Raw genomic sequence first — 24,676 nt, forward strand, 5'->3', positions numbered from 1 at the left:
CGACCTGCCGTAGCCCTTCGATGACGGCGCGCCCGGGGTTGCCAAGGGGGACTCACTGCCGGTGGCCAACACGCAATCCTTCCAAGGGGATTCTGACGACTCGCCGATGACGGTCGGTGAGCGCGTCCGGGGCAAGCCTTAGTCGGCTGCCATCCCCGTACATTCGATGAGTGGACGATATGTGTCAAGCGGCGAACGAATAGCGTCCGTTGGCCTAAGCTTGACCAGCCTTTGGCGTCAGGAGGGTCGTCCTAGGCAGGGAATCGATGACGTTTGCGGCCATACCTGCATGAAGAATGGGAAAAAAGGCAACTTCTCCACGGCCCCGAGGGCAGATACAGCGCGACCGCGATGGCCGCCTCGCCAACCACGACCAGGTGCCAGAAGCCGCTCTGTGTGAAGTGCGCCGGCGTACGTGATCCCAAAGGCGCCCGGGCCTGCCGCAAGACCCGTTCGGGCCGGGGCCACAGGCGGACGACAGCGGGACGGCACTCAGGGGGCAGCGCTCCCTCCGAGGCTTCTGATGACGGTACGACGACCGGGCTGGTAGGCGGGTGTTCCCAAGCGGCGACGAACATGGATAGGGCGTGCCATGCGATGGGCCTTTTTCCTGAGAAGTCGGTCACAGCCCCGTCTGCTGATCCAATCCTCACCGCATACTGTCCAGCGGCGTGGATAGCGCAGTGTCCGCGGCGATTTCCGCGTCTCCGACGCTGGAGCCCCCGTCGGTGATCCTTTTGTGACCACGTCGGCGGGACTGACCTGCCCGCAACGCCGCGTGGTGCCACCTAAGACAGGCGTTCTCGGCATCCCAGGACGCATGGGCCGTGGGAGAAACGAGAAGCAAGGTGACGATCCAACCCATCCATGTACCACAGGTGGGGAATCTGCCCGCGGCTCTGACGTCGTTCGTGGGCAGGGCGAGAGACCTCGCAGAGGCGCGGCGCCATCTCGGAGAGAGCCGACTGCTGACGCTGACGGGTGCCGGTGGCGTGGGTAAGACGCGACTGGCGCTGGAGGTGGGCGCAGCGTCGGTGTCGGACTTCGAGGACGGAGTGTGGCTCGTAGATCTGGCGTCGGTGCGGGACCCCGCGTTGGTGGTGAACGCCACGGCAACCGCGCTGCGAGTGCCGGACCTGGGCGCAGCAATGATCACCGAGCAGTTGGCTGCCTTCCTGGCTCGTCGCAGCGCGTTGATCGTGCTGGACAACTGCGAGCACCTGGTCGACGCCAGCGCCGAGTTGGTTCATACGCTGCTGTCGGCCGCACCTGGACTTCGCATGCTGACGACCAGTCGACACGCGCTGGGAATCCACGGCGAGCACGTCTTCGCGATTCCGCCACTGGCACCGGACGATGCGCTCGAACTGCTGCGTGCCCGGGCCACCGCAGTCCGCTCCGAATTCGCGGTCACCGACGGCAACCGGGCCCAGGTCCTTCGGCTCTGCACCGACCTGGACGGACTGCCGTTGGCCATCGAGTTGGCCGCTTCCCGGCTGCGGACGCTCACCGTCGACGAGGTGTTGGACCGACTGACGGACCGCTTCGGTCTGCTGACCGGAGGCAGCCGGGTCGCCCGACCGCACCAGCGGACGCTCCGCGGTCTCATCGACTGGAGTCACGACCTGTGCACTCCGGTCGAACAGCTGCTGTGGCACCGGCTCTCGGGCTTCCCGGGCGACTTCGGCCTGGACGCGGCGGAGGTCGTCTGCTCGGGCGACGGCATCGAGCGGGACGAGGTACTCGATATCCTCGACCGGCTGGTGATCCAATCCGTCGTCGTGCCGACCGTGCACGAGGGCAAGCCCCGCTACCGAGTTCTTGAGACCATCCGCGGGTACGGGCTGGAGCGGCTTGTCGAGTCCGGTCAAGAGCAAGATGTGAGGCATCGGCACCACGCTTTCTACGTTGCGTTCGCCGAGCGCATCGCCAACGCCTGGTGCGGTTTCGGCGAGGAAGAGAGCCTGAACCGGCTGCGTGCCGAACGGGCCCATCTGCGTATGGCGTTGGAGCACGGCCGCGCTCCTCAGGCAACCCTGGCACTGGCGGCCGCCCTGCGCCTGCACTGGTGCGAAGGCGGCTTCCTGGGAGAAGGCCGCCTCTGGCTGGAGCGGGCGCTGGAAGCCGCTCCCGAGCCCACTCCGGCTCGGGCGAAGGCACTGTGGGTGGCCAGTTGGGTCGCGACCCTCCAGCGTGATCACGCTGCGGCGCACCGATGGTTGGACGAGGCCGCTCAGCTGGGCGGGCAGTTGGACGATCCGTCGGTGTGCGCGCACGTGCAGAGTCTGCGTGGGATGGTGGCGTTGTTCGGGGGCCGAATGAAGGAAGCCGTCCCACTGTTCGAGGAAGCGGTGACGGCTCACGAGGAGTCGGGCGACGAGACCAGCGCGATTTACGCTCTGACCCGCCTGGCGACGGCCCAGTCCCATCTGGGGGATCCGCGCGGCGCTCAGACCTGTCGGCAGTTGTCGGCCGTAGCTGAGGAGCACGACGAGCGGCTGGTCCGTGCGCAAGCGCAATGGGTGCTCGGCTACGCCGCCTGGAGACGCGGCGATCTCCCGGAAGCCGTGGCCATGACCCGGTCCGCGCTGGAGAACGCGCAGGGTTTCAATGGCTACGACACGATCGGATTGATGTTGGAGCAACTCGCCTGGGCCAGCGCCGCAGGCGGACACCACCGGCAGGCCGCGCGACTGCTCGGGACCGCACGTGCCCTGCGGCAGGACATCGGTGCCACCATCTTCACGTTCGGTCCTCTCGCGGTCGAGCAGCATGTCCAGTGCGAGGAAGAGGTCGTCCGCGCTCTGGGAAAGGCGGCCTACGAGGAGGCCCTCGCGGAGGGCGCCGCTCACCGCAGTCCCGATGAAGCCATCGCCTACGCCCTGCACCTCGAACCCGAGCCGCCCGCCACCGATCCGCTGACCCCGCGGGAACGGGAGGTGGCCGCGCTGGTGGCCGAGGGCATGACCAACCGGCAGATCGCCACGGCGCTGGGCAGGTCCCCGCGGACCATCGACGCCCACATCGAGAACATCCTGGCCAAGCTCGGCTTCGGCTCCCGCGCCCGGATCGCCTCCTGGTGGACAGCGAAGCAGGCGTCTCTCACGTAGGACAACCCCGTAGAAATACCTAGCCGCGGGACGGGTCGGCCTCGTAGAAGTACCAATGGTCCCGGAGCGCACATTGCGTGGAACCTGTCGGTACGACGCACTGCCGGACTGTGAGACAGGAGCGCGCCCGACCGATGGCGCGCCGTTTCCCGGTCCCGCCGCGCATGCGGGGAGGCAACGGCGCCGACAAGAGCAGCGGGCAGCGCGCGTGAGCAAGGGATCACTCATGACCGAAGGAACTCGCGTGCACAGCACCACGGGGGACGGACTCCCCAGACGATCGTTCATCGCCGCCATGGTGGCCGCCGGCGTGGTCGCCGGTGGACTGGTGACCATAGCCGCCCCGAGCGCCAGCGCTGCCACCGGCTCGAACGTCACTTGGCGCAACACGAGCGAACCGGCCGACGCCAGGACTCGCTACGCCGCGCTCCTCAACGCCGTCCGGACGGCGATCAGGGCCGGCAGGGTTCGCCCGGCCGACGACGACAACGCAACCACTCCTCCTGCTCCACTTGTCGATGTCACCGACTCCGCCGGCACCACCTCCTACATCACCGTTGATCTGCATGCCGAGGACAGGTCCGAATTCATCCGGGTGGTCATGCGCCGGTCGGACGCCTACGTGATGGGCTGGTTCCCGGGTGTCGAGAACGACATCGGCGGCACCGTTCAACTCGGCGACTTCTACCCGCTGGAGTCAGGTCTGGTGAACGGCCAGGGAGGCATCCCGCAGGGCCGGCCCGCTGGAACCCTGAGCGCGACCGATCCGGGCAGCCAGGTGGTTTCCCGGTTCAACACGCTCGCCGGATACGACGCCCTGGCCCGACAGGGCGCCAGTCGCAACGGCATGCAGATCAGCCCCGCCAGTCTCAACAACGCCGTACTGGTTCTCCAAGCTGCCCAATCGGCGTCGGTCGCCACCGCGGCGCCGGCGATCCTTCAGGTGATCGTGGCGCTCGCCGAAGGCATCCGGGCCCGGGATCAGGCCGCCGAAACCGCGACGGCCTTCGGGCGGGGCGTGCCCTTCACCCTCACCACCGGGCACATGGAACGGCAGAACAACTGGGCCATCATGAGCCGTACCCTGCTCGTCGCGGTGGCCGGAGGGCTCACCGTCTTCGCCGCTCCCCTAGAGGTCGGTGGCATCGTCTTCGCGACCACGGCGATTCTCGCGCGCTACATCATGCTGGCCCACCACTCGAACGTGGACCTCTCGCGCAGGAAACTCACCGGCGAGATCGACGACATCCTTTACGTGCAGCCCGACGAATTCGGCGACTACCCGACTGTTCAGTCCGCGCTCGACGCCGCACCCAAGGACGGGATCCAGCGCACCCTCTTCCTCGCCGCCGGCACCTACAACGAGCATCTCACCGTCCCGTCGGGCACGAGGAACCTGTTCATCAAGGGGGCTACCGGCAACGCTTCCGATGTAGTGCTCACCGGTGACCGCGCCCACGGAATGATCGATCCCGCGACCGGTCAGCCGTACGGCACCGAGCGCACTGCCGTACTGACCGTCAAGGCGCCCGGCGTTACGGTGTCGCACGTCACCGTCCAGAACACGTTCGACCCGGCCAAGCACCCGGAGATCGACGCGTACTCGACGCAGGCCGTCGCGCTGGCCGCAGAGGGGGACCGGCAGACCTTCACTCAATGCCGGATCATCGCCCGGCAGGACACCGTCCTGTGCAAGGCACCTGTCGCGACCGGGCAGTACCGGCAGTACTTCGTCGGCTGTTACGTCGAGGGCGCGATCGACTTCATCTTCGGCAACGCCACCGCCGTCTTCGACGCGTGCAACATAGCCATGAGCAACTGGGTCGGCGGCACGGTGCTCGCGCCGAACACCGACAAGAGCCAGAAGTACGGCATCCTGATCACCGGGAGCACGATCTACACCAACGGTGTACCAGCCAACACGATGTACCTCGGCCGCCCCTGGCACAACTCGGTCGACGCCTCGCCTCAGGCCGTGGTCCGCAACACCACGATCAACTCCGGTGTCACCGCCGCGCACCCCTGGACCAACATGACCACCGACTATTCGTGGACGCAGGCCCGGTTCAAGGAGTACAAGAACACGGGCGCCGGCGCGGGCACCGGCGCGAACGCGCCTCAGCTGTCGGACTCCGAGGCCGCCGACTACACCGCCGACAAGTACCTGGCGGGCACGGACGGCTGGAGCCCGGTCCTCCACAGCTGACCGTTTCGGAGGCGACTGTCCCACCGCGCGCGAGGTCAGTGTGTCAGCGGCGTGACCGGGTCCCTCGGCGTGGCGGGTGCAGGACGACTGCACCCGCCACGCGCACGTGGGCCCGAGCACTGATGGACGAGCAGGGCCCTTGATCTGCGGCGGAGCATCGGGGCCTGCCGCAGCAGTAGGCGGACGGACGGAGAAGTACCGCGTTTTCGGTAGGCGCTCATGCCGTTTCAGCAGTCAAAACTGCCAGCAGCGGCACGACGACCCGGTGGCACCTGCAAAGGCAGCCTGAGCAGGTACCCGAGACCGATATGGAGTCTGCCGTGGCTACCTTCCTCTACCGACTGGGCCGCTTGGCCTTCCGACGACGCTGGTACGTCGCCCTGGTGTGGGCCGGCGTCCTGGCCTGTGTGGGGTTGGGTGCCCTCAAAGCCCCCGGCACCACTGACCAGGAGTTCTCGATGCCGGGGATCGAGTCCCAGAAGGCATTCGATCTCATGGAAGAGCGTTTTCCCGGGGCGGCTGCGGACGGGGCTACCGCTCGGGTGGTGTTCGTGGCTCCCGATGGCCAGAAGGTGACCGCGACGGACAACCGTGAGGCCGTCGAGGAGGCGGTGAATTCGCTGGCGTCCGGGTCGCAGGTGGCCGGTGTGGCGGATCCGTTCGAGTCGCAGGCGGTGAGCAAGGACGGCTCGACGGCGTATGCGACGGTCACCTACAAGGTGAAGTCCGAGGAGGTCACCGACGCCAGTCGTGCGGCGGTGGAGGAGGCCGCGGATCAGGCGCGTGAGGCGGGCCTGACGGTCGAGGCGGGTGGCTCGGCGATGGACAGCGGTGGTAGTCCGGGTGGGGTCGCCGAGATCATCGGTATCTCGGTGGCAGCGGTCGTACTGCTGATCACCTTTGGTTCGATGGCCGCCGCGGGACTGCCCCTGCTGACCGCCATCATCGGTGTCGCCATCACCATGTTCACGATCACTTTGCTGGGTAGTGCCCTGGGTCTGTCCACGAGCACCGGCACCCTGGCGATGATGCTGGGGCTGGCGGTCGGTATCGACTACGCCCTGTTCGTCGTCTCCCGCTACCGCGAGGAGCGAGCCAAGGGCCACTCCCCGCAGGAAGCGGCCGGGCTGGCCGTCGGAACGGCAGGTTCGGCGGTGGTTTTCGCCGGGCTCACTGTGGTCATTGCCCTGGCCGGTCTTGCGGTGGTCGGCATTCCGATGCTGACCAAGATGGGACTGGCCGCCGCCGGCGCGGTCATGGTCGCCGTGCTCATCGCTCTGACGATCGTCCCGGCACTCCTCGGCTTCTGGCCGAACGCAGTGCTCCCTCGCACCGCGCGTAAAGGGGTCAAGCGAGCCAGGAAGGCCGGGGTGCGTACCCGGACTCTGCTTGTCAGGAGGGTCGTGGCGGGGAAGAAGACGGTGACAGGCCGCACAGTCCTGTCAGGCGAGGCGGTACCGGGCAAGCACCGTGCGAAGGTCAGCAATGGCCTGTCCGATGCAGAGGCACCCAAGGACAACCTGGGTACCCGCTGGGCGCGTTTTGTACTGCGTCGCCCGCTCCCTGTCCTGATCCTCGGCGTCCTGGGTCTCGGAGCTCTCGCGCTGCCGGCGACGGGCCTGCAGTTGGGCATGCCGGGTGACGAGGCCAAGTCCACCGCCACCACCGAGCGGCGAGCCTACGACGCGCTGGCGGAAGGCTTCGGCCCCGGCTTCAACGGGCCGCTGACCATCGTCGTGGATGCCAAGGGCGCCACGGATGCGAAGGCCGCGGTGAGCGCGATCAGCGAGAAGATCGCCGACACCAAGGGCGTCGTCTCCGTCGCCCAGCCCCACTTCAACGAGGCAGGTGACACCGCGGTCTTCAGCGCGACGCCGTCCACCAGTCCCACGGACGCGAAGACCATGACGCTGGTCAAGACTATCCGTGCCGAACGCTCCGCGACCGAAGCCGCTGTGGACGGTGCGACCTTCGAGGTCACCGGCACCACGGCCTTGAACATCGACATCGCGACGAAGGTGCAGGGTGCGCTCATCCCGTATCTGATCACCATCGTCGGCCTGGCGGTCGTCCTCCTGCTGGTCGTCTTCCGCTCCCTGCTCGTCCCGCTTAAGGCGGCCTTCGGCTTCCTCCTCTCCGTCCTGGCAGCCCTCGGTGCCGTGGTGGCGGTCTTCCAGGAGGGGCATGGGGCGAGCCTGCTCGGCGTGGAGCAGACCGGGCCGATCATGAGCATGATGCCGATCTTCCTGGTGGGCATCGTCTTCGGACTCGCGATGGACTACGAGGTCTTCCTTGTCTCCCGGATGCGGGAGTCCTACGTGCATGGGGAGTCGGCGCGCGAAGCCGTGGTCTCAGGTTTCCGGCACAGTGCCCGCGTGGTGGTCGCTGCCGCACTGATCATGGTCGCTGTCTTCGCCGGCTTCATCGGCGAGAGCGACTCCATGATCAAGATGATCGGCTTCGGTCTGGCGACGGCCGTGCTCTTCGACGCCTTCGTCGTCCGCATGGCCCTCGTGCCCGCGATCCTCAGCCTGCTCGGCGACAAGGCTTGGTGGCTACCCAAGTGGCTGGACCGTCTCCTGCCGCACGTCGACATCGAGGGCGAGACCCTCAACCGCCGTCCGGCGGAGCACGAAGCTGAGGCTCTGCCGCCCCAGGACCCGGTACGCGCAGGCGTCTGATCAGGAGACCAACTTCCTTCGGTCCGCCCGCGGCGCATACCGCGGGCGGACTTCGCGGGCTGCCCACCTCACACCCCAGAGAGCGACCGTCATGATCACCCTTCTCCTCGTGGACAACCAGACCCTGCTTCGTCTCAGCTTCCGCGCGTTGCTGGAAGCCCAGCCCGACATGTCTGTCGTCGGCGAGGCCACAGACGCCGCCGAAGCGGTCCGCAAGAGCGCCGAACTGAGCCCCGACGTTGTCCTGATGGATGTCCATGACCCCGGAATGGACAGTATCGAGGCCATTCGGTGCATTACTCAGAGAGCCGGACTCCCGCAGAACCTCGGCTCCGTCCGGGCGGGGAGACGCGCACCTAGTGTCCTGGTCCTGACAACGCTGGACATCGACGAGTACGCCTACGAGGCCTTGCGTGCCGGCACCAGCGGATTCCTGTCCAAGAATGCGTCACCGGACGAACTGATCACGACGATCCGGATGCTGGCGGCCGGAGACGCCGTCATCGCACCCAGCCTCACCCGTAAGTTCATCGATGCTGTCGCACGCTTTCTTCCCCACCTCGTCCCGCAGCCGGAGCGGAAGCACTCGGAGCTCACCGCCCGTGAACGGGAGATCCTCGTCGCTGTGGCCGCCGGCTGGAGCAATGCCGAGATCGGCGAGCGTCTCCACGTCGCCGAGAGCACGGTCAAGTCTCATGTGAGTCACATGCTCGCCAAGATCGGCGCCCGTGACCGCGTCCAGGCCGTGGTCTTCGCCTACGAGGCGGGTCTGGTCCGACCCAATGTCGCTACTGCGCCGGATCCACCGCACTCCGTGGTACGCCGAGCCGGCCTGCCTCAACAGCCGAGCGGCTCTGTGAGGACGACTGAACACACGAGCACTCGCCAGCTCTGCCGGTGAAGGTGGTTCACGTCCAAGGCGATAGCGTCCGCCCAAGCACCGGCCGGTCACGTTTGACCGCTCGGCGCACTGTGCATGAGTGTTCAACCCCTACTGCTCCTGCGCCTCGCCGGGACATGGGTCGGCGCCTCCGAGCCGGAGCATGGAGCGGTGGAGTTGGTCCCCGGTCAGTGGCGGTTCGGGGAGGAGATGGGCGCGGTCTGCGCGGAAGGCGTCGAGCATCAGGTACAGGTGGCGGCGCCAGTTGTCCGTTGCGATGCCATGGGTTGCGTGGGCGATCCGGGTATGAGACCAGACGACGTACGCCAGGTCCTCGGGGGTGATGTCGGCGCGTAGGGTGCCCTGCTGCTGCGCCCGTTCGACGATGTGGGTCGCGAGCCGTGCGATACGGCGTTGGACCTCATCGAGGCCAGCCGACTCGGGCAGGCGTACCGACGCCAGGTCGCCCAGGCCCCGGTCGTCGGCCAGTAGCTCACACGTCGTCTCCAGGTAGAGCCGGAAGCCTTCCCACGCGTCCTCTTCCGCCGCCGCACGCTCGGCCGCCTCGTGCCAGAGACGCAGCTTGTGCACGAAGATCTCCTGGAGCAGCTCCACCCGGGTCGGGAAATGCCGGTAAAGGGTGCCGATGGCCAGGCCCGCACGGCGCGCCACCTGCTCTAGCGGGGCGTCCAGGCCGCGTGTGGAGAAGATGTCCCGGGCCGCGGCCAACAGAGCGTCACGGTTGCGCTGTGCGTCGCGCCGCAGGGGCGGCCGCGCCGTGTCACTGGCGCTCTCCATCTCGGCAGGCATGGCTCGACCCTATCAATCGGAGGGTGCCCTCATGTTACGGTTCGCCTCAACCTGAGGGCACCCTCACATTTGGAGATGCCGTGAGTCAGACCGAGAACGCTGCGCCCAAACTTCCTCCCGTCAAGGTATTCCGGTTGCTGAATCGGGTGATACGCCCGCTGCTCGCATCACGCCTGCACCGCCTGCTCAGCGGGCGTGTGATGTTGCTGAGTTACACCGGCAGGAAGACTGGGCGTGACATCACCGTCCCCATCTCCTACTTCGCCTGGGATCCCGGCACGGTCCTGGCCATGTCCAGCCAGCTGAGCTGGATCCCGAATCTGCGCACAGGACCCACCGTCCGGCTCCGTATCCGGGGCCGCGAACACGACGCGGTTCCCACGGTCTTCGAGGACCACATTGCGATCGCCGATCTACTTGCGGAGTTCGCCCGCCGCAACGGGCCGCGGGCAGCCAAGGCCCTGATGCTCGGCCTTCCTGGCGATCGCCAGCCGGCGCCGGAGGAACTGCGTGCGGCCAGCCAGAAGACACGCTTGGTCGTTTTCCGTCTGGCTCGATGAGTGGTGTGCATCGCGCCTGGCCGGAGTGAACTGGGCGCGATCAATGCGGAGTTGGTCAAACAGCGACAGGAGTACAGGGGGTCCGCAAGCCAGTACCTCGGTTCAAGTCATAGCGTTGGATGAGGAGTTGGGTTTTCAGGCGGCTGTGCCGGTATCAAGCGTCAGTAGTCCACGCTTTGCCCGATCTCGACGGCGACCACTCGGGCCGGGACCAGATGCTAGACGCCATGCAGGACCGGGCTGAGCAAGGTCTGGGACAAATAGCTTCGGCGTAGTGATGCAGGACAGTCGAGTGCCGTCGGTCGCCTCCCAGGCGCCGGCGGCACACGACCGTGTGGGTGTACAGGACGGAGCCGCTGTCGATTTGTTCGCTGTGGGAATCAAGACGGCTTCCACGTAAGGCCCTGCTGGCTGGGAAGTGATCAGGCAAGTGGCTTATATAGAGCGCAAGTTGTAGTCGCAAAAGCCTGTGACCTGCATGGGCGCACGAGGTCGTGAAGTAACTGTGCAGGCGCGAACATGCGATGCCGTACTGCGATTTCAGTAGAAGCTCCAGCACGTTCAGTAGGGCCGACTGACAGCACAGGCAGGACGACTAGGGAGGGGCTCTCGCGAAAGGCTGGGCATGCACGCGGGACGGAGGCGACCTCCCCCGATCGTCTCCGGCTCGCGTCGCGATATCCCCACGTCCGCCGAGCACGGCGGCCCCCACAGCCCGTGAGGAACTTTCATGACCAGTACGGCGCCCGACGCTCCCGACTTCCCCTTCCGGCGCACCAGCGTTCTCCACCCCGAGTCCGCGGAGGGAGCGCCGCAGATCAAGTGCCCGGTGACCCGCGTGACGACCCCGGCCGGCGATCCCGCCTGGCTGGTGACCGGATACGAGGAGGTGCGCCAGATCTACGCCGACGACAAGCGCTTCCTGCGTTCGCACCACGACCCGGAGACGGCGCCCCGCATCACCCAGGCCTTCTTCCTGGGTGGCCCCACGCTGAACTACGGCAGGGAACAGCAGGACCACGACCGGATGCGCCGGATGCTGGTGCCCGCGTTCTCGGTTCCCCGTATCCGGCGGCTCACCGAGCAGATCCACACGTTCATCGAGCAGTGCCTGGACGGCATGGAAGCGGCACGTCAGGACCGGCCGGATCAGCCGGTGGACCTGTTCGAACTTCTGGCGAGCCGCCTGCCCGCCATGGTGGTCTGCGCGATGCTCGGGGCACCGGTCGAAGACCACGTCAAGTTCCATGACTGGTCGCAGCGGCTCGGCGCCGTCTACGGTGGCGACGACGGCAAGGCCGCCATGGGTGAGTTCATGGCCTATACGAGCCAGTTGGCCGCCTTCAAGCGCGAGAACCCGGGAACCGACGCCATCTCGGACATCCTGGCCATGCAGGCCGAGGACCCCTCGTTCACCGACCGGGATGTGGCGATGATCGCGGCGGTCCTGTTGTCCGCGGGTGTGGACACGACCACCGACCGGATCGGCATGGGATCGGTGTGGCTGCTGTCCGACACGAGTCGGCGGGACTGGCTGGCGGCCGATCCGGCTGCCCGGGTGAACGGAACGGTCGAGGAGATTCTGCGGATCGCCGCTCCCGGCGGTGTCGGGATGCTGCGCTACGCGGACGAGGACGTGGAGGTGGGCGGCGTCCCCGTCGCCCGTGGCGAGGCGGTGCTGCTGGGCAACGACGCGGCCAACCGGGACGCCGCCAAGTTCGAGAACCCCGACGAGTTCGACCCGAGCCGCAGCCCCAACCAGCACGTCTCCTTCGGCTACGGCCCACGCGTGTGCATCGGCTCAAGCCTCGCCCGCACCGAGCTGCGCATGGTCTTCCCCGCCCTGCTGCGCCGCTTCCCCGACCTGCGTCTGGCCGTCGACGTCGACGAGATCGAACTCCGCTATGACCAGCACGTCACAGGCGGCGTGGGCAGCGTCCCCGTTCTCTGGTGAGCGTGCTCATCGAGTCGGCCTCTGTCTAGACCGGAGAGTCCTTGATCCGCCCGGGCGCGGCGACCGCGCGCCCGGGGTCATGGGATCACCCGAGCGTCCCCGTACGGCCGGTCCGTTGTGTGCCGTACCGACGAACCCCCACAACCCCAGGAGCAATCATGACTGTGTCTGCCACGGGAGAGACCGGCCTTCCCCCGTTCCCCGTTCCCCGTCCCGCAAGCTGCCCGCTGCAGATGGCCCCCGAGTACGGCGAATGGGTCGCGCAGGAGGGCTTGGAGCGGGCCGCACTGGCCGATGGAACCCCCGTATGGGCGGTGAACCGGTACGCGGACATCAAGGAGGCGCTCGCCGACGAGCGGCTCAGCGCGGACGGCCGTAACCCCAGCATGCCCGGACCGGGTACCGGCCCCGACGGCACACCGTCCTTCCCGAGGATGGACGACCCGGAACACAACCGGATCCGCCGCATGTTCACGAAGGACTTCACCGTCAAGCGGATCGAGGCGATGCGGCCCGGTATCCAGAAGATGGCGGACGACCTCCTCGACACCATGACCGCCAAGGAAGGCCCGGCGGACCTGGTTCAGGAGTACGCGCTGCCGCTGCCGTCCCTGGTGATCTCCCTCGTGCTCGGAGTGCCCTACGACGACCACGAGTTCTTCCAGAACCACACCATGCTCGTCCTGCGCTCAGGCGTGTCGAAGGAGGAGATGATGGGGTCGCGGAGGGCGATGTTCGCGTACCTGCTCGACTTGGTCGCCCGCAAGGAGCGCGAGCCGGCCGACGACCTGCTGAGCCGACTGGCGCAGGAGCAGATTCTCACTGGCCAACTCCGGCGCGAGGAAGCCGTGGTGAGCGCGAGCGCTCTCCTCGTCGCGGGGCATGAGACCACCGCCAACATGATCGCGTTGAGCACCCTGGCCCTGCTCCAGCACCCGGATCTCCTTGCCCGGATCCGCGACACCGACGATCCCAAGGTGGTCGCGAACGCGGTCGAGGAACTGCTGCGCTACCTGACGATCGTGCACAGCAACGTCTTCCGCGTCGCCACCGAGGACCTCACCCTCAGCGGGACGCGGATCAAGGCCGGCGAGGCCGTGTCGATGAATCTGCCCGCCGGGAACTGGGACCCCGCCTACACCACGGATCCCGGGACCTTCGACCTCGACCGTGACACCCGCGGCCACCTCGCCTTCGGCTACGGCACGCACCAGTGCGTCGGACAGCAACTGGCGCGCGCGGAACTGCAGATCGCCCTGCCTACCCTGCTGCGCCGACTGCCGGAGCTGCGACTGGCGGTGCCGGCCGAAAAGCTGGACTTCCGCAACGACATGATCGTCTACGGCCTGTACTCGCTGCCCGTCACCTGGTGATCCCCCCCATCCCCCCACTCACACCCAGGACCTGAGGAAAAACACCATGCATGTTGTACTGGACGAGCCCAAGTGCGTCGCCTCCGGGCAGTGCGTCATGGCCGCCCCCGACGTCTTCGACCAGCGTGACGAGGACGGCATCGCGATCCTGCTGGACGCGAACCCCGGCGAGGAACTGCACGCAGGGGTGCGCGAGGCGGCCGCCATCTGCCCCGCCGCCGCGATCCTCCTGGCCGAGAAGTGAAACGCGTCGTCATCGTCGGCGCCTCGGCCGCCGGACTCGCGGCAGCCGAGACACTCCGACGGGAAGGCTTCGACGGCAGCCTCACACTGATCGGCGACGAACCGTACTCGCCCTACGACCGACCGCCCCTGTCGAAGCAAGTTCTGACCGGGGAATGGGACGCGGAGCGGGTCGCGCTCCGCACTCCCGCCGACGTGACCGGCCTGGACCTGGACATGCTCCTGGGCGTCACCGCAACCGGCCTGGACCTGGCGGACCGTACGGTACAGCTGACCGACGGCACACCGGTACCGTACGACGCGCTGGTCATCGCGACCGGCGTACGACCACGCCCCCTGCCCGGTGAGGGCGCGCACGTTCTACGCACCTTGGACGACGCGCTCGCGCTGCGGGGTGTGTTGAAGCCGGGCCGTCGCCTGGTGGTGGTCGGCGCGGGGTTTCTGGGAGCCGAGGTCGCCGCGGTCGCCCGACAGCGCGGCTGCGAGGTGACTCTTCTGGAACCGTCCCCGGTGCCGTTGGCGCATGCCGTGGGCGACGAGGTCGGCCGAGTGCTGACGCGGGCTCACCTGGAGCACGGCGTGAGCCTGCGCTGCGGAGTCAGCGTCACTGAGGTCGCGGAGCACGGCGTACGGCTCGCGGACGGGGAACTGGTCGAGGGGGACGCGGTGTTGGTCGCCGTCGGCTCGCTGCCCAACACGGAGTGGCTCGAAGGCAGCGGTCTGTCCACCGGCGATGGCGTGATGTGCGACGAGTACTGCGAGGCCGCGCGGAACGTGTACGCGGCCGGCGACGTCGCCCGCTGGTGGAACCCCCTCTTCGACACCGTGATGCGCATCGAGCACCGCACCAACGCCGCGGAGCAGGGCATGGCCGCCGCGCGCAACCTGCTCAACCCGGAGAGCCGCAAACCGTTCGCGCCGGTGCCGTACTTCTGGTCCGACCAGTACGACATGAAGATCCAGGCGTACGGCTATCTGCGCGGCCACGACGAAGTCACGGTGGTTGAGGGCGATTTGACGGATCGTCGGTTCCTGGCCGTCTATCGCACGGGTGACCGGCTCTCCGGCGCCCTGGCGGTCGGTATGCCGCCCAAGGCCATCCGGCAGTGGCGGCAGGCCATCGCCGTTCGCGCCGCCTGGCGCGATGCGGTCCCGGATCGGTCGGCGGCTGCCATCTGAGTCGCTTCACTCACACACGGCTGCGAGGCGCCCACGAGCCTCGCAGCCGCCACCACTACACGGCCCCCGGCCTTCTCCCCGGCCGTTGTCACAGGCCACCCCTCACAGAGGCCAGTCCATGCATCCGACACATCCCTCCGCCCTCGACACCAAGGACGCGGCGCAACCTAGGCTGAACGTCCTGGTCGTCGTTCTGACGTTCGCCGGTATCGCGGTCGCGTTCACGCAGAGCATGGTCTTCCCGATCGTTCCTCTGCTGCCCGGTCTGTTGAGCGCTGGATCGGCGGACACGGCGTGGGCTGTCACCGCCACACTGCTGTCCGGCGCCGTGGCCACGCCGGTCATGGGCCGGCTCGCCGACATGTACGGCAAGCGGCGCATGGTTCTGCTCGGCATAGTTGTGCTGGCGGCGGGATCGGTGCTCTGCGCGCTGAGTGAATCCCTAGCCCCGTTCCTCGTGGGGCGTACGCTGCAAGGCCTTGCGGCGCCCGTAGTCCCGCTCGGCATCAGCATCATGCGAGATCTGCTCCCCGCCGAGAGGGTGCCTGGTGCCACGTCCCTCATGTCCGGCTCTCTGGGAGTCGGTGGCGCCGTGGGCCTGCCCATTTCCGCCTTGATCGTCGACAACTTCGACTGGCACGTCCTGTTCTGGGCCGCCGCAGCATTCGGTGTCGTCGCTGGCGTGTTCGTGGTGCTGCTGGTGCCCGAGTCGACGGTGCGGGCGGGAGGACGCTTCGATCTGACCGGCGCCCTCGGTCTGGCGGTCGGCCTGGTCTGCATGCTGCTCGCGGTCTCCAAAGGCGAGGACTGGGGATGGGGCAGCGGCAACACCCTCGGCCTGTTCGGAGGAGCCGCGGTTGTCCTCACGTGGTGGGGCTGGTTCCAACTGCGTTCCTCACAGCCCCTCGTGAACCTGCGAACCGCGGCCCGTCCACAGGTCCTGTTCACCAACCTCGTAGCGTTGGCGATCGGGTTCTCGCTGTTCGTGATGAGCCTGGTCCTGCCGCAGCTGCTTCAGACACCGGAGTCCACCGGTTACGGGCTGGGCAAGTCCCTGGTGGTCGTCGGCCTGGTCATGGCCCCTTCGGGACTGGTCATGTTGGCCACCACGCCGCTGTCCTCCCGGCTCACCCGGGAGAAGGGCCCGAAAACCACGCTCATGGTCGGTTCCGTGATCACGGGGGCCGGCTACCTGCTGGCCATGGCGATGATGTCCGAGGTCTGGCAGCTGATCGTGGCTTCCTGCGTCGTCGCCGTGGGCGTCAGCTTCGCACTCGGCGCGCTGCCCGGGCTCATCATGGGCGCCGTACCTGTGTCCGAAACCGCCGCCGGCAACAGCCTCAACGCGCTGATGCGTTCCATCGGCAACACCGTCTCCAGTGCCGCTGCGGGCGTCATCCTCGCCCACATGACCGTCGCCTTCGGCGACGCGGTCCTGCCTTCTGAAAACGGTCTGCGTGCGGTCTTGGCCATCGGCGTCGGCTCTGCTGCCCTCGCCCTCGCCGTCGCGTGCTTCATCCCCCGCCAGAAGCCGGCCGACCTGCTTGAGGAAGTGTCCGCACCGACGGAGAAGGTAGCCAGAAGGCCCGTCGCCGACGCCGAGTAGGTGCCGTGAAGCAGCCCGCACGGTCCCCCCACACCTGACAGAACACCTCCCTGAGGAGAAGCATGCAGTTGTTGCTTGCCCAAGCCACGAACGAACCGACAGGCGGTGTCGCCGGCTGGGCCCTCGACCTGATCGACTCACTCGGTGCAGTGGGCCTCGCGCTGCTCTCCGCTCTGGACAGCATGACCTCGGTTCTGCCTGTCGACCTGCTGCTCCCTCTGGTCGGGTACTCCGCGACTCAGGGCGGCATTCTCATCGCCACCGCCATAGCCTGCGCCACCGCGGGATCGGTCACGGGCTTCCTTGTCATGTACGCCATCGGGGCGCGACTTGGCAACGACCGTGCGCGCGCGGCGCTGACGAAAATCCCGGGCATCAAGGCGGAGGGCGTCGACCGCGCCGAGGCGTGGTTCACCCGGCACGGCACGAAAGCCGTGCTGTTCGGCCGGATACTGCCAGGCGTCCGCTGCTTCATCTCGATCCCGGCCGGGGTGCACCGGATGCCACTGCCGAAGTACGTGCTGTTCAGTGCATTGGGCAGCCTGATATGGAACTCCACCCTGCTTCTCTCCGGTTACCTGCTCGGTGAGAACTGGCACCGGATCACCGATGCCGTCGGCATGCTCCCGTACATCCTCATCGGTGTCACTGTCGTAGCCGCCCCGATTGTTCTCATCAAACGCCGCAGGCGTCGGCAGGGGAGCGTCGCTGAGGTGTCGTCTGCGTCGCCTGTTTCGCCCGGTCGTAGTGGCCGGAGGCGGAAGTTCGCCGCGGTCTTCTCTGTCCCGTCCGTCCTGAGGCGTTGCAGTGGTCGGCAGGGGGAAGCCGCTGCCGTGTCGTCTGCGTCGGCTGTTTCGTCTGCTCGTAGCCACCGGAGGCGGAAGATCGCCGCAGTACCATCTGTCCCTGCTGTTCTGAAGCGTCGTGGTCCTCGGAGGCGGAGGTTCGCCGCGCTCCTGTCTGTCCCCGCTGTTTTGCGGCGTCGCAGCCGTCGGCAAGGAGAGGTCGCCGCGGACATGGAGACCATTGACGAGAACGTAGAGGTGACGCAGCCGTGACGTACGAACGCAGACTGGGGTCGACGGACCATGAGATCAGCCCCATCGGTCTGGGCTGTCTGCAGTTCGCCCAGGGTCGGGGCATGGCGGGGCGGATCTTCTCACCGCTGGACGCGACCATGACGGCCGAGATCGTCGGCGCGGCCCTCGCCGGCGGGGTGAACTGGTTCGACACCGCCGAGGTATACGGACGCGGCGCCTCTGAACAGGCCCTGACGACAGCCCTCCGGGACAACCGGGTGTCAACTGACGAGGTCCTGATCGCCACGAAGTGGGCTCCCTGGCTGCGACGGAGCGCGAGCATCGAGCGAACGATTCCCGATCGCTTCCGGGCACTGCAGGGGTACCCCATCGGTCTCCACCAGATCCACGGCCCCCACGGAAGTCTGTCGTCGATGCGGGCGCAGCTGCGGGCGATGGCCCGGCTTGCCCGGGAGAACCGCATCGGCGCAGTCGGGGTCAGCGACTTCTCGGCACGGCAACTTCGCGAAGCCGCTGAGATCCTTCGCCAGGAGGGCGTCACCCTCGCCTCCAACCAGGCCCGGATCAGCCTGCTGGACCGGGACATCGAGAACAACGGCGTCCTGCAGACCGCCCGCGACCTCGGCATCACCCTGATCGCCTACTCACCGCTCTGCCGCGGGGTGCTCACCGGCCGGCTGCACGAGGACCCGACGCATCTGGAGGCACAGTCCCGAAGCCGGCGCCGACGCAATCCGCATCTGCGCGGTGAGGGCCTGACCCGGACCTGGCCTCTGATCGAAGAGTTGCGCGCGATCGCGCACGCCTACGACGTGAGCGTGACCCAGATCGCGTTGAACTGGCTGATCACCTTCTACGGCGACACGGTCGTCGCGATCCCGGGCGCCTCCCGGCCCCGACAGGCGGAAGAGGCAGCCGCCGCGATGGAGTTGAAGCTGACCGGGAAGGAACTCGAGCGGTTGGCGGTCGCTGGCGACCGCGTCAGGTGAAACGGGAGCGGCGCTGGGGCCGAATGGTGTGACGGTGCTGACCCGCGCTGTCCGAGGAGGGACAGACGCGGGTCAGGCTGCGCGACATGTGCAAGGCGACGCGGGGCAGGGGGCTACTGGACAAGCTCCCAGTCCTGGGAACCGTCCGTGGTCGCGGACTGCAAGGTCAGTTGCGCTCCGGCGGAGGCGCCGGTCAGGTAGAGGCCAGTGTTCTTGACGGACTGCAGTTTGTAGAACCCGTCGCTGGTCTTGATGAGGTTCCAGCTGCCCGCGCTGCTGTTGTCCACCCACTGGCCGATCTTCTGCCCGGCCGTCGCGTTGCCCGTCCAGATGGCCGCCGCACGCCCGCCTGACTTGTTCAGCAGCGTCACACCGCCACTGGGTTCCGTCGTCAGGTGCCAGAACTGGGTGTCTGCGTTCGCCGCCGAGCCGGGGGCCTCCAGACGGACGTCGGGTACGTCGCCGTTGCCGAGGTTCGCGTCGTTGGTCTTGTTTCCCGTGCCGATCACCTGGTCCGTTTTGCGGTTCACGAGCTGGTAGTAGGCGCCGGCGGTGTGGCCGAGGTCGACTTCGGCGAACTTGAGGGTGGATGTGCCCTGGTTGTTGAGAATGGAGATGCGGCCGGTGCCGTCGACGTACTGAAGGCTGCGGCTGTAGCCGGCTTGCGAGGGCGTCTGGTACTCCTTCCACGTCCCGTCGCTGCGTCCGCTCTCGTTGACCCAGACGCTCCCGCTGCCCGCGGCGTTGTAGACCAGGCGGCCACCGGGAAGCCTGATGAGCACCGGGCTGCCACTCATTGCCAGAGTGCGTGAACCGGTGTCCACCGGAAGGGAGTTGACCCCCGTGCCAGTGGTTGACCCGGTGTAGAACTTCAGTGGGTCATCGGCGATCTTGTACCGGGTGTTGGCACCGCCGCCCCAGTACTCGTAAGTGATCATCCACTTGCCGTCCGTCGTTCGGACGACGTTCGTCATGCCAGGGCGGCCGTCTCCGATCTCCGTCTTGCCGCCGCCCATGTCCTTGGTCAGACCGGCGATGTCGACGACGGGAGCACTCCAGTTCGTGCCGCGCCCGTCCCACGTCTTGTGAACGAGGATCTGGCCGAGGGAGTCCGTGGCGGTGTCGTTCGCCGGGTCCAGGGTGGGGACGCCGGTGGTCGCGTTGAATCCGGTGTAGTCGTTCTCGTCGGAGTAGTAGCAGACGAGCTGGCCCTTGTAGACCATGAGGTAGGGCTCCCAGAGGGGATCCACCTGCCTGTTCGTGTTGGCGTTCGCGATGTTCTGGCCGGTGGCACCCGCGCTGCCGCCCTGCCAGCCGCCGGTGGCGACGATGTTGAGGATCTTCCAGGTCGCGCCGTCGTCGGTGCTGGAGTACAGGGCGATCGCCAGGTCCTTGCGGTCTCCGTCGTTCGACGGGGTCCAGTTCGGGTCGGCTGCCTTGTGTTCCTTGTAGTAGTAGTCGTCCCCCGAGACGACGGTAGCGAGGAGCAGGGTGCCCTGCTTCAGGTCCCCGACGTCCTGCGGAAGCGTGTAGAGGTAAGGGTTGGTCCAGTTGCTCGTGTACTTCGCGTACTTGGAGTCACTGGACATGTACGCGGGCGCCTTGACCTCGGACAGTGGCTGCCACGATGTGCCGTCGTCGTCGCTCTTGTAGACCGGGAGCGTCTGCTTGTCGGCGCTTCCCGTCTCCACCACCACCGTGGACTTCTCGAACGCGGCCACCAGACGACCGCTCGGCAGCTGCGCCGACTTGGGGTAGACGGCGCAGTTGCCGCGTCCCTTCAGGCACGGCTCGCTGCCGAGCTGGTACAGGGTGCCGCCCGTCGGGTTGTACGCCTGCGCACCGGACGCGGGTATCGCAAGCAGCGCAGACGCTGCGGCGAAGGTGCCCAGCGCCTTCCCTAGGGTTCTTCTCTGCACAGTTCCTCCTTCTGGGGATGACCATGGTGATGCCCGGGGTACTTCGGCCACCGGAACGGCGACCTGCTCTGTGGGTCCGCGCGGCAACTGCTCATATGGCCGGACGGGAAGAGGGCGGACTCTGAACGAAGGGGTCAGTCAGTGCTGTCGGTGGAGACAAGTACGCGAACGTCCCACGGACCCAGATCCAGGACGGCGCCGGCGGGCACGGCATCGTCGGTCAGGATGTCGGCCAGATCCACCGGGGCCTGGGCGTATGCGGACTCCCAGCTCCAGTTGTGGACGATGTGGACGCGGCGTCCGTCGGGGGAGACACCGGTCGTCGCGGTCACGGAGGCGGGGAGCCCCTGCCACCCGCTGCGTGCGGCAGGAGTGAGCCAGTCGGCGAGTGTCCGGGCGAGGTCGCGACCGGGTACGGTGCCCACGCAGGTGATGCGACCGGCGCCGTGCTGACGGGTGGTGACGGCCGGCCAGCGGCCGAAGTGCGGGTGGTCGTAGGAGGCCAGCACGTCGGCGTCAACGGCCGTGAGGCACTCGATCCAGTGCGTCGCGTTCGCGCCCCCGGCCGCCTTGAGCGAGCCGCCAGGCTCGACACGGACCGGCACTTCGTGGGTGAGGTTGCTGAACTCGTCGTACCGGACGCCCGCGGCCTCGGTGAGACGGCCGGGGGCCGGTTCGGTGCGGGCGCGGGCTTCGTGGTCGGCGTAAGCGGTGCGCGGGCCGAGCACGAGGTGGCCGCCCGCGTGGGCGTAGGCCGCGAGCCAGTCGAGTGTGGCGTCGTCGACGATGTACAGGGCGGGGGCGACGAGGACAGGATGGCGTCGCACGGCCTCCTCGGGTGTCATCCCCTCCCGCTGCCCGCTGGGGTCGTGCAACTGGCGGGCGTGGACGATGCGGACCTGGCGGCCGGCGTCGAAGGCGCCGCGGTAGAAGGGGTCGAAGATGCGGTGGTAGGCCGCCGGGTCGGGTTCACCGTTGGGCTTGGCGAGCGGCGGGTACTTCTGCATCAGCCATTTGCTCGGCATCGAGTAGACCATGGTGATGTCGGCGTCCGGCTCCAGCCCGGCGACCAGCGGGCCAGCCTTGTCGAACTCGGCGCCCAGGCGGGCCAGTTCGGCGTACGTGCGGCCGGGCTGTCCGCTGTGCAGCAGCACCCCGCCCCAGTACGTCTCCGCGCCGAAGCGCAGGGTCTGCCACTGCCAGTACTCGATCATCCGGGCGCCGCGCGCCACGTGCGCCCAGGCGGCCTGCCGCCATTGCCCGTCGTAGCCCGGACGGTTGTCCCAGGCGAAGCCGATGGAGTTGGCGTTGGTCTCGGTGACGAGGAACGGCTGCTGCCGGGAGGAGAACATCCAGTCTGCGGTCTGGTACATCGACCACACCCCGGTGGTCTTCCAGACCTGCTCATGCTCGTCCGGTGTCGGGTCGGGCAGCAGCAGACCGTCCTGCATGTCGTAGTACGGGTTGCCGGAGGCGATGTCGAGGCGGTCGGACATCTCATCGTCCTGCACCCCCTGGCGGGTGTAGGAGATACACGTCGTGACGAACTGCCCGTCCTGCGCATACTCGCGGACGATGTCGGCCTGCCAGCCGATGAACTCCGTGACCTGGCGAGCCTGGAACTCCCGCCAGGCGACGTCGTACTGGGGCTGCTCGTTGCCGTCCGGGGTCCACAGGTCGGCCCAGGTCGACAGACGGTGCGACCAGTAGACCAGGCCCCACTCGCGGTTGAGGGTCTCGACGTCGCCGTACTTCTCCCGCAGATGGTCCACGAAGCGCTGGAAGACGCCGTGGTTGTGGAAGAGGTGCAGGCCCGGTTCGTTGTCGACCTGCCAGCCGATGATCGCCGGGTGGTCGGCGTACCGGGCGACGATCTTGCGGATCACCCGTTCTGCGTGGAAACGGAACGCGGGGTGGGTGAAGTCGACCTCCTGGCGGGCGCCCCAGCCGATGCGCTCGCCGGTGCGCCGCTCACCGGTGATCTCCGGGTACTGGCGGGCCAGCCACGGCGGCACCGCGTAGGTCGGTGTGCCGAGAATGACGGAGATGCCGCGCTCGTGGGCGCCGTCGAGGACGGGTTGCAGCCAGTCGAGGTCGAAGCGGCCGTTCGAAGGCTCCCAGGTCGACCAGACCGACTCGCCCACCCGGATCACGGTGAAGTTCGCCTCGGCCATCAGGTCCAGGTCGGTCTTCAGCCGTTCGTCGGGGCGCAGTTCGGGGTCGTAGGCGGGCGTGTACTCGTGGTAGTACGCGGCGCCGAACAGGACACGGGCAGGCAGAGCCGCCATGAAGAGAAACCTCCGAGGAGACGGGGAAAGGTAAGGAGGGACGCCCGCTACTGCTTGACGCCGCCAGAGGCCAGACCGCTCTGCCAGTAGCGCTGGAGCATCAGGAAGGCCACGACGAGGGGCAGGATCGAGATCAGGGATCCGGTCACGACGAGCGCGAGCATGTCGCTGCTGGCGCCCGCTCCGCCGTTCTGGGCCTGCGCGGCCCAGGACGAGAGACCGACCGTGATGGGGTACAGGTCCGGGTCGTTGAGCATGATCAGCGGCAGGAAGTAGTTGTTCCAGGTCGCCACGAGCGTGAACAGCAGGACCGTCACCAGTCCGGGGCCCAGCAGCCGCAGAACGATCCGGAAGAAGATACGGGCCTCGCCGGCACCGTCGATGCGGGCGGCCTCCAGGATGCTGTCCGGTACGGCGTCCTCGGCGTAGACGCGCATCAGGTACAGGCCGAACGGGTTGACGAGCGAGGGCAGGATGATCGCCCACGGGGTGTTGACCAGGCCCGCCTTCGCGAAGAGCAAGTACGTGGGGATCGCCAGGGCCGTGGTCGGCACCATGACTGCGCCGAGGACGAGATTGAAGGCGGCTCGGTTGCCGCGGAAGCGGAACTTGGAGAACCCGTAGCCGCCGGCCGCGGCGAGCAGGGCGGCGCCGACCGCGCTGACGCCGGCATACATGACAGTGTTTAGCAGCCAGCGCAGGAAGACGCCGTCGTCCTGGGTGAAGGTCTCCTTGACGTTCGTCAGGAGCTGCGGGGCGTGGGAGAACCACAGGCCGAAGCTGTTGAACAGGTCCTGGGTGCTCTTGGTCGACGCGATCAGCAGCCAGAACAGGGGGAGGAGGAAGTAGCCGAGGGCGGCGAGCATCGCGATCGTCAGCGGGGTGCTGTGACGACGTGACGACGGACCGTGGCGCTTTGTGCGGTCCTTGCTGGCGGTTCGCCCCGTGGTCGGTTCGACGGCGGCCGGGGGAGTGAGGGTCGTCACGAGGTCCTCCTGCGGTTGGCGGTGAGCAGGACGCCGTAGGAGGCGATCACGATGGCGAGGCCGAGGAGGAAGGACACCGTGGCCGCGTAGTTGACCTGCTGGCCGGTGAAGGAGAGGGAGTAGGCGTAGAGGTTGGCGGTGTAGGAGCTGCTGATGACGTCCGGGGCGACGTTCATCAGGAGCTTGGGTTCGTTGAAGAGCTGGAAGCTGCCGATCACGGAGAACAACAGGGTGAGCAGCAACGCCGGTCGCAGGGCCGGGAGTTTGATGGACCACGCGATACGCCAGGCACCCGCGCCGTCTACCGCCGCCGCCTCGTACAGCTCGGTGGGAACGGTGCGCAGGGCGGCGTACAGGATGATCATGTTGTAGCCGACGAACTCCCAGGTCACGATGTTCGCGAGGCTGCCGAGCATCCAGCCGTCGCTCAGGAAGTCCGGGACCGGCAGGTCCAGGTTCCGGCTCAGCTGGGCGAACGGGCCGAAGTCCGGGCCGTAGAGGTAGCCCCACATGAGGGTGGCGACCACGCTGGGCACGGCGTACGGCACGAAGATGCCGAGCCGGATCACCCGGGCGAGCCGCAGCAGACCGCTGTCCAGGGCGAGCGCGAACAGCAGCGCCAGCAGCAGCATGAGGGGCACCTGCATGAGGAAGAACAGCGCCACCCGTCCGACGCCGTGCAGGAACTGCGAATCGCCGAGGGCCTGGGCGTAGTTGTCGAGGCCCACGAACACCGTGCCGCCGATGAGGCGCTCCTGGAAGAGGCTCAGGTAGGCGGCGTAGCCGAGCGGTGCGAGGAACAGCAACAGGAACAGCACCATGAACGGTGCGACGAACAGGGGCCCTGCCGAG

16 protein-coding genes and 1 pseudogene are annotated in these 24,676 nt (G+C 67.5%); 12 read left to right on the plus strand and 5 right to left on the minus strand.

All coding sequences use genetic code 11. The features are described 5' to 3' along the window. The first annotated feature begins 848 nt into the window (after nt 1-848). The 4 genes and pseudogenes from ABZ887_RS00975 to ABZ887_RS00990 form a co-directional block, all read left to right on the plus strand. On the plus strand, nt 849-3,110 hold the full coding sequence (locus ABZ887_RS00975) for a LuxR C-terminal-related transcriptional regulator (protein WP_361281455.1): 2,262 nt from the start codon (nt 849-851) through the stop codon (nt 3,108-3,110). A 244-nt stretch (nt 3,111-3,354) separates the two neighbouring features. Beyond that, nucleotides 3,355-5,316, plus strand: a complete 1,962-nt coding sequence (locus tag ABZ887_RS00980) for a pectinesterase family protein (RefSeq protein ID WP_361281457.1) — start codon at nt 3,355-3,357, stop codon at nt 5,314-5,316. Nucleotides 5,317-5,636: 320 nt separating this feature from the next. After that, nucleotides 5,637-7,997: an MMPL family transporter gene (locus tag ABZ887_RS00985; protein ID WP_361281459.1), complete on the plus strand. Its 2,361-nt coding sequence runs from the start codon at nt 5,637-5,639 to the stop codon at nt 7,995-7,997. Between the two features lie 91 nt (nt 7,998-8,088). Further along, nucleotides 8,089-8,778, plus strand: a pseudogene (locus ABZ887_RS00990) (response regulator transcription factor); the annotation flags it as partial. 210 nt (nt 8,779-8,988) lie between these two features. On the opposite strand, the gene ABZ887_RS00995 reads toward ABZ887_RS00990, so the two are convergent. Then, a complete protein-coding gene (locus tag ABZ887_RS00995) occupies nt 8,989-9,687 on the minus strand; it encodes a helix-turn-helix domain-containing protein (protein ID WP_361281461.1) in 699 nt (232 codons plus the stop codon). A gap of 80 nt (nt 9,688-9,767) precedes the next feature. On the opposite strand from ABZ887_RS00995, the gene ABZ887_RS01000 reads away from it, so the two are divergent. The 8 genes from ABZ887_RS01000 (at nt 9,768) to ABZ887_RS01035 (ending at nt 18,631) form a co-directional block, all read left to right on the plus strand. After that, on the plus strand, nt 9,768-10,247 hold the full coding sequence (locus ABZ887_RS01000; RefSeq protein ID WP_361281463.1) for a nitroreductase/quinone reductase family protein: 480 nt from the start codon (nt 9,768-9,770) through the stop codon (nt 10,245-10,247). A 730-nt stretch (nt 10,248-10,977) separates the two neighbouring features. Next, nucleotides 10,978-12,201 (plus strand): cytochrome P450, encoded by a 1,224-nt coding sequence (locus ABZ887_RS01005; protein ID WP_361281465.1) that lies wholly within the window; start codon nt 10,978-10,980, stop codon nt 12,199-12,201. Nucleotides 12,202-12,359: 158 nt separating this feature from the next. Then, nucleotides 12,360-13,574: a cytochrome P450 gene (locus ABZ887_RS01010; RefSeq protein WP_361281468.1), complete on the plus strand. Its 1,215-nt coding sequence runs from the start codon at nt 12,360-12,362 to the stop codon at nt 13,572-13,574. 46 nt (nt 13,575-13,620) lie between these two features. Continuing rightward, on the plus strand, nt 13,621-13,818 hold the full coding sequence (locus ABZ887_RS01015) for a ferredoxin (RefSeq protein WP_361281470.1): 198 nt from the start codon (nt 13,621-13,623) through the stop codon (nt 13,816-13,818). Continuing rightward, nucleotides 13,815-14,996: an FAD-dependent oxidoreductase gene (locus ABZ887_RS01020; RefSeq protein ID WP_361281472.1), complete on the plus strand. Its 1,182-nt coding sequence runs from the start codon at nt 13,815-13,817 to the stop codon at nt 14,994-14,996. Before ABZ887_RS01015 ends, ABZ887_RS01020 begins: the two co-directional genes overlap by 4 nt. 118 nt (nt 14,997-15,114) lie before the next feature. Continuing rightward, nucleotides 15,115-16,602 carry an MFS transporter gene (locus ABZ887_RS01025; RefSeq protein ID WP_361281474.1) on the plus strand — a complete coding sequence of 496 codons (1,488 nt, stop codon included), beginning with the start codon at nt 15,115-15,117 and terminating at the stop codon, nt 16,600-16,602. 62 nt (nt 16,603-16,664) lie between these two features. Further along, the gene (locus ABZ887_RS01030; protein WP_361281476.1) at nt 16,665-17,660 is read left to right on the plus strand and encodes a DedA family protein; all 996 of its coding nucleotides are present in this window, start codon (nt 16,665-16,667) and stop codon (nt 17,658-17,660) included. Next, the gene (locus ABZ887_RS01035) at nt 17,657-18,631 is read left to right on the plus strand and encodes an aldo/keto reductase (protein WP_361281478.1); all 975 of its coding nucleotides are present in this window, start codon (nt 17,657-17,659) and stop codon (nt 18,629-18,631) included. The genes ABZ887_RS01030 and ABZ887_RS01035 overlap by 4 nt, the downstream gene beginning before the upstream one ends. Before the next feature lie 113 nt (nt 18,632-18,744). Here the strand turns inward: ABZ887_RS01035 and ABZ887_RS01040 are convergent, their stop codons facing one another. The 4 genes from ABZ887_RS01040 to ABZ887_RS01055 form a co-directional block, all read right to left on the minus strand. Further along, the gene (locus tag ABZ887_RS01040; RefSeq protein ID WP_361281480.1) at nt 18,745-20,550 is read right to left on the minus strand and encodes an RICIN domain-containing protein; all 1,806 of its coding nucleotides are present in this window, start codon (nt 20,548-20,550) and stop codon (nt 18,745-18,747) included. Nucleotides 20,551-20,684: 134 nt separating this feature from the next. Then, nucleotides 20,685-22,838, minus strand: a complete 2,154-nt coding sequence (locus tag ABZ887_RS01045; RefSeq protein ID WP_361281482.1) for a beta-galactosidase — start codon at nt 22,836-22,838, stop codon at nt 20,685-20,687. A gap of 47 nt (nt 22,839-22,885) precedes the next feature. Continuing rightward, nucleotides 22,886-23,824, minus strand: a complete 939-nt coding sequence (locus ABZ887_RS01050; RefSeq protein ID WP_361281484.1) for a carbohydrate ABC transporter permease — start codon at nt 23,822-23,824, stop codon at nt 22,886-22,888. Further along, a complete protein-coding gene (locus ABZ887_RS01055; RefSeq protein ID WP_361282400.1) occupies nt 23,821-24,645 on the minus strand; it encodes a sugar ABC transporter permease in 825 nt (274 codons plus the stop codon). Before ABZ887_RS01055 ends, ABZ887_RS01050 begins: the two co-directional genes overlap by 4 nt. Between the last annotated feature and the right edge of the window lie 31 nt (nt 24,646-24,676).

It is taken from the genome of Streptomyces sp. NPDC047061, assembly GCF_040643955.1.
Taxonomy (GTDB): domain Bacteria; phylum Actinomycetota; class Actinomycetes; order Streptomycetales; family Streptomycetaceae; genus Streptomyces.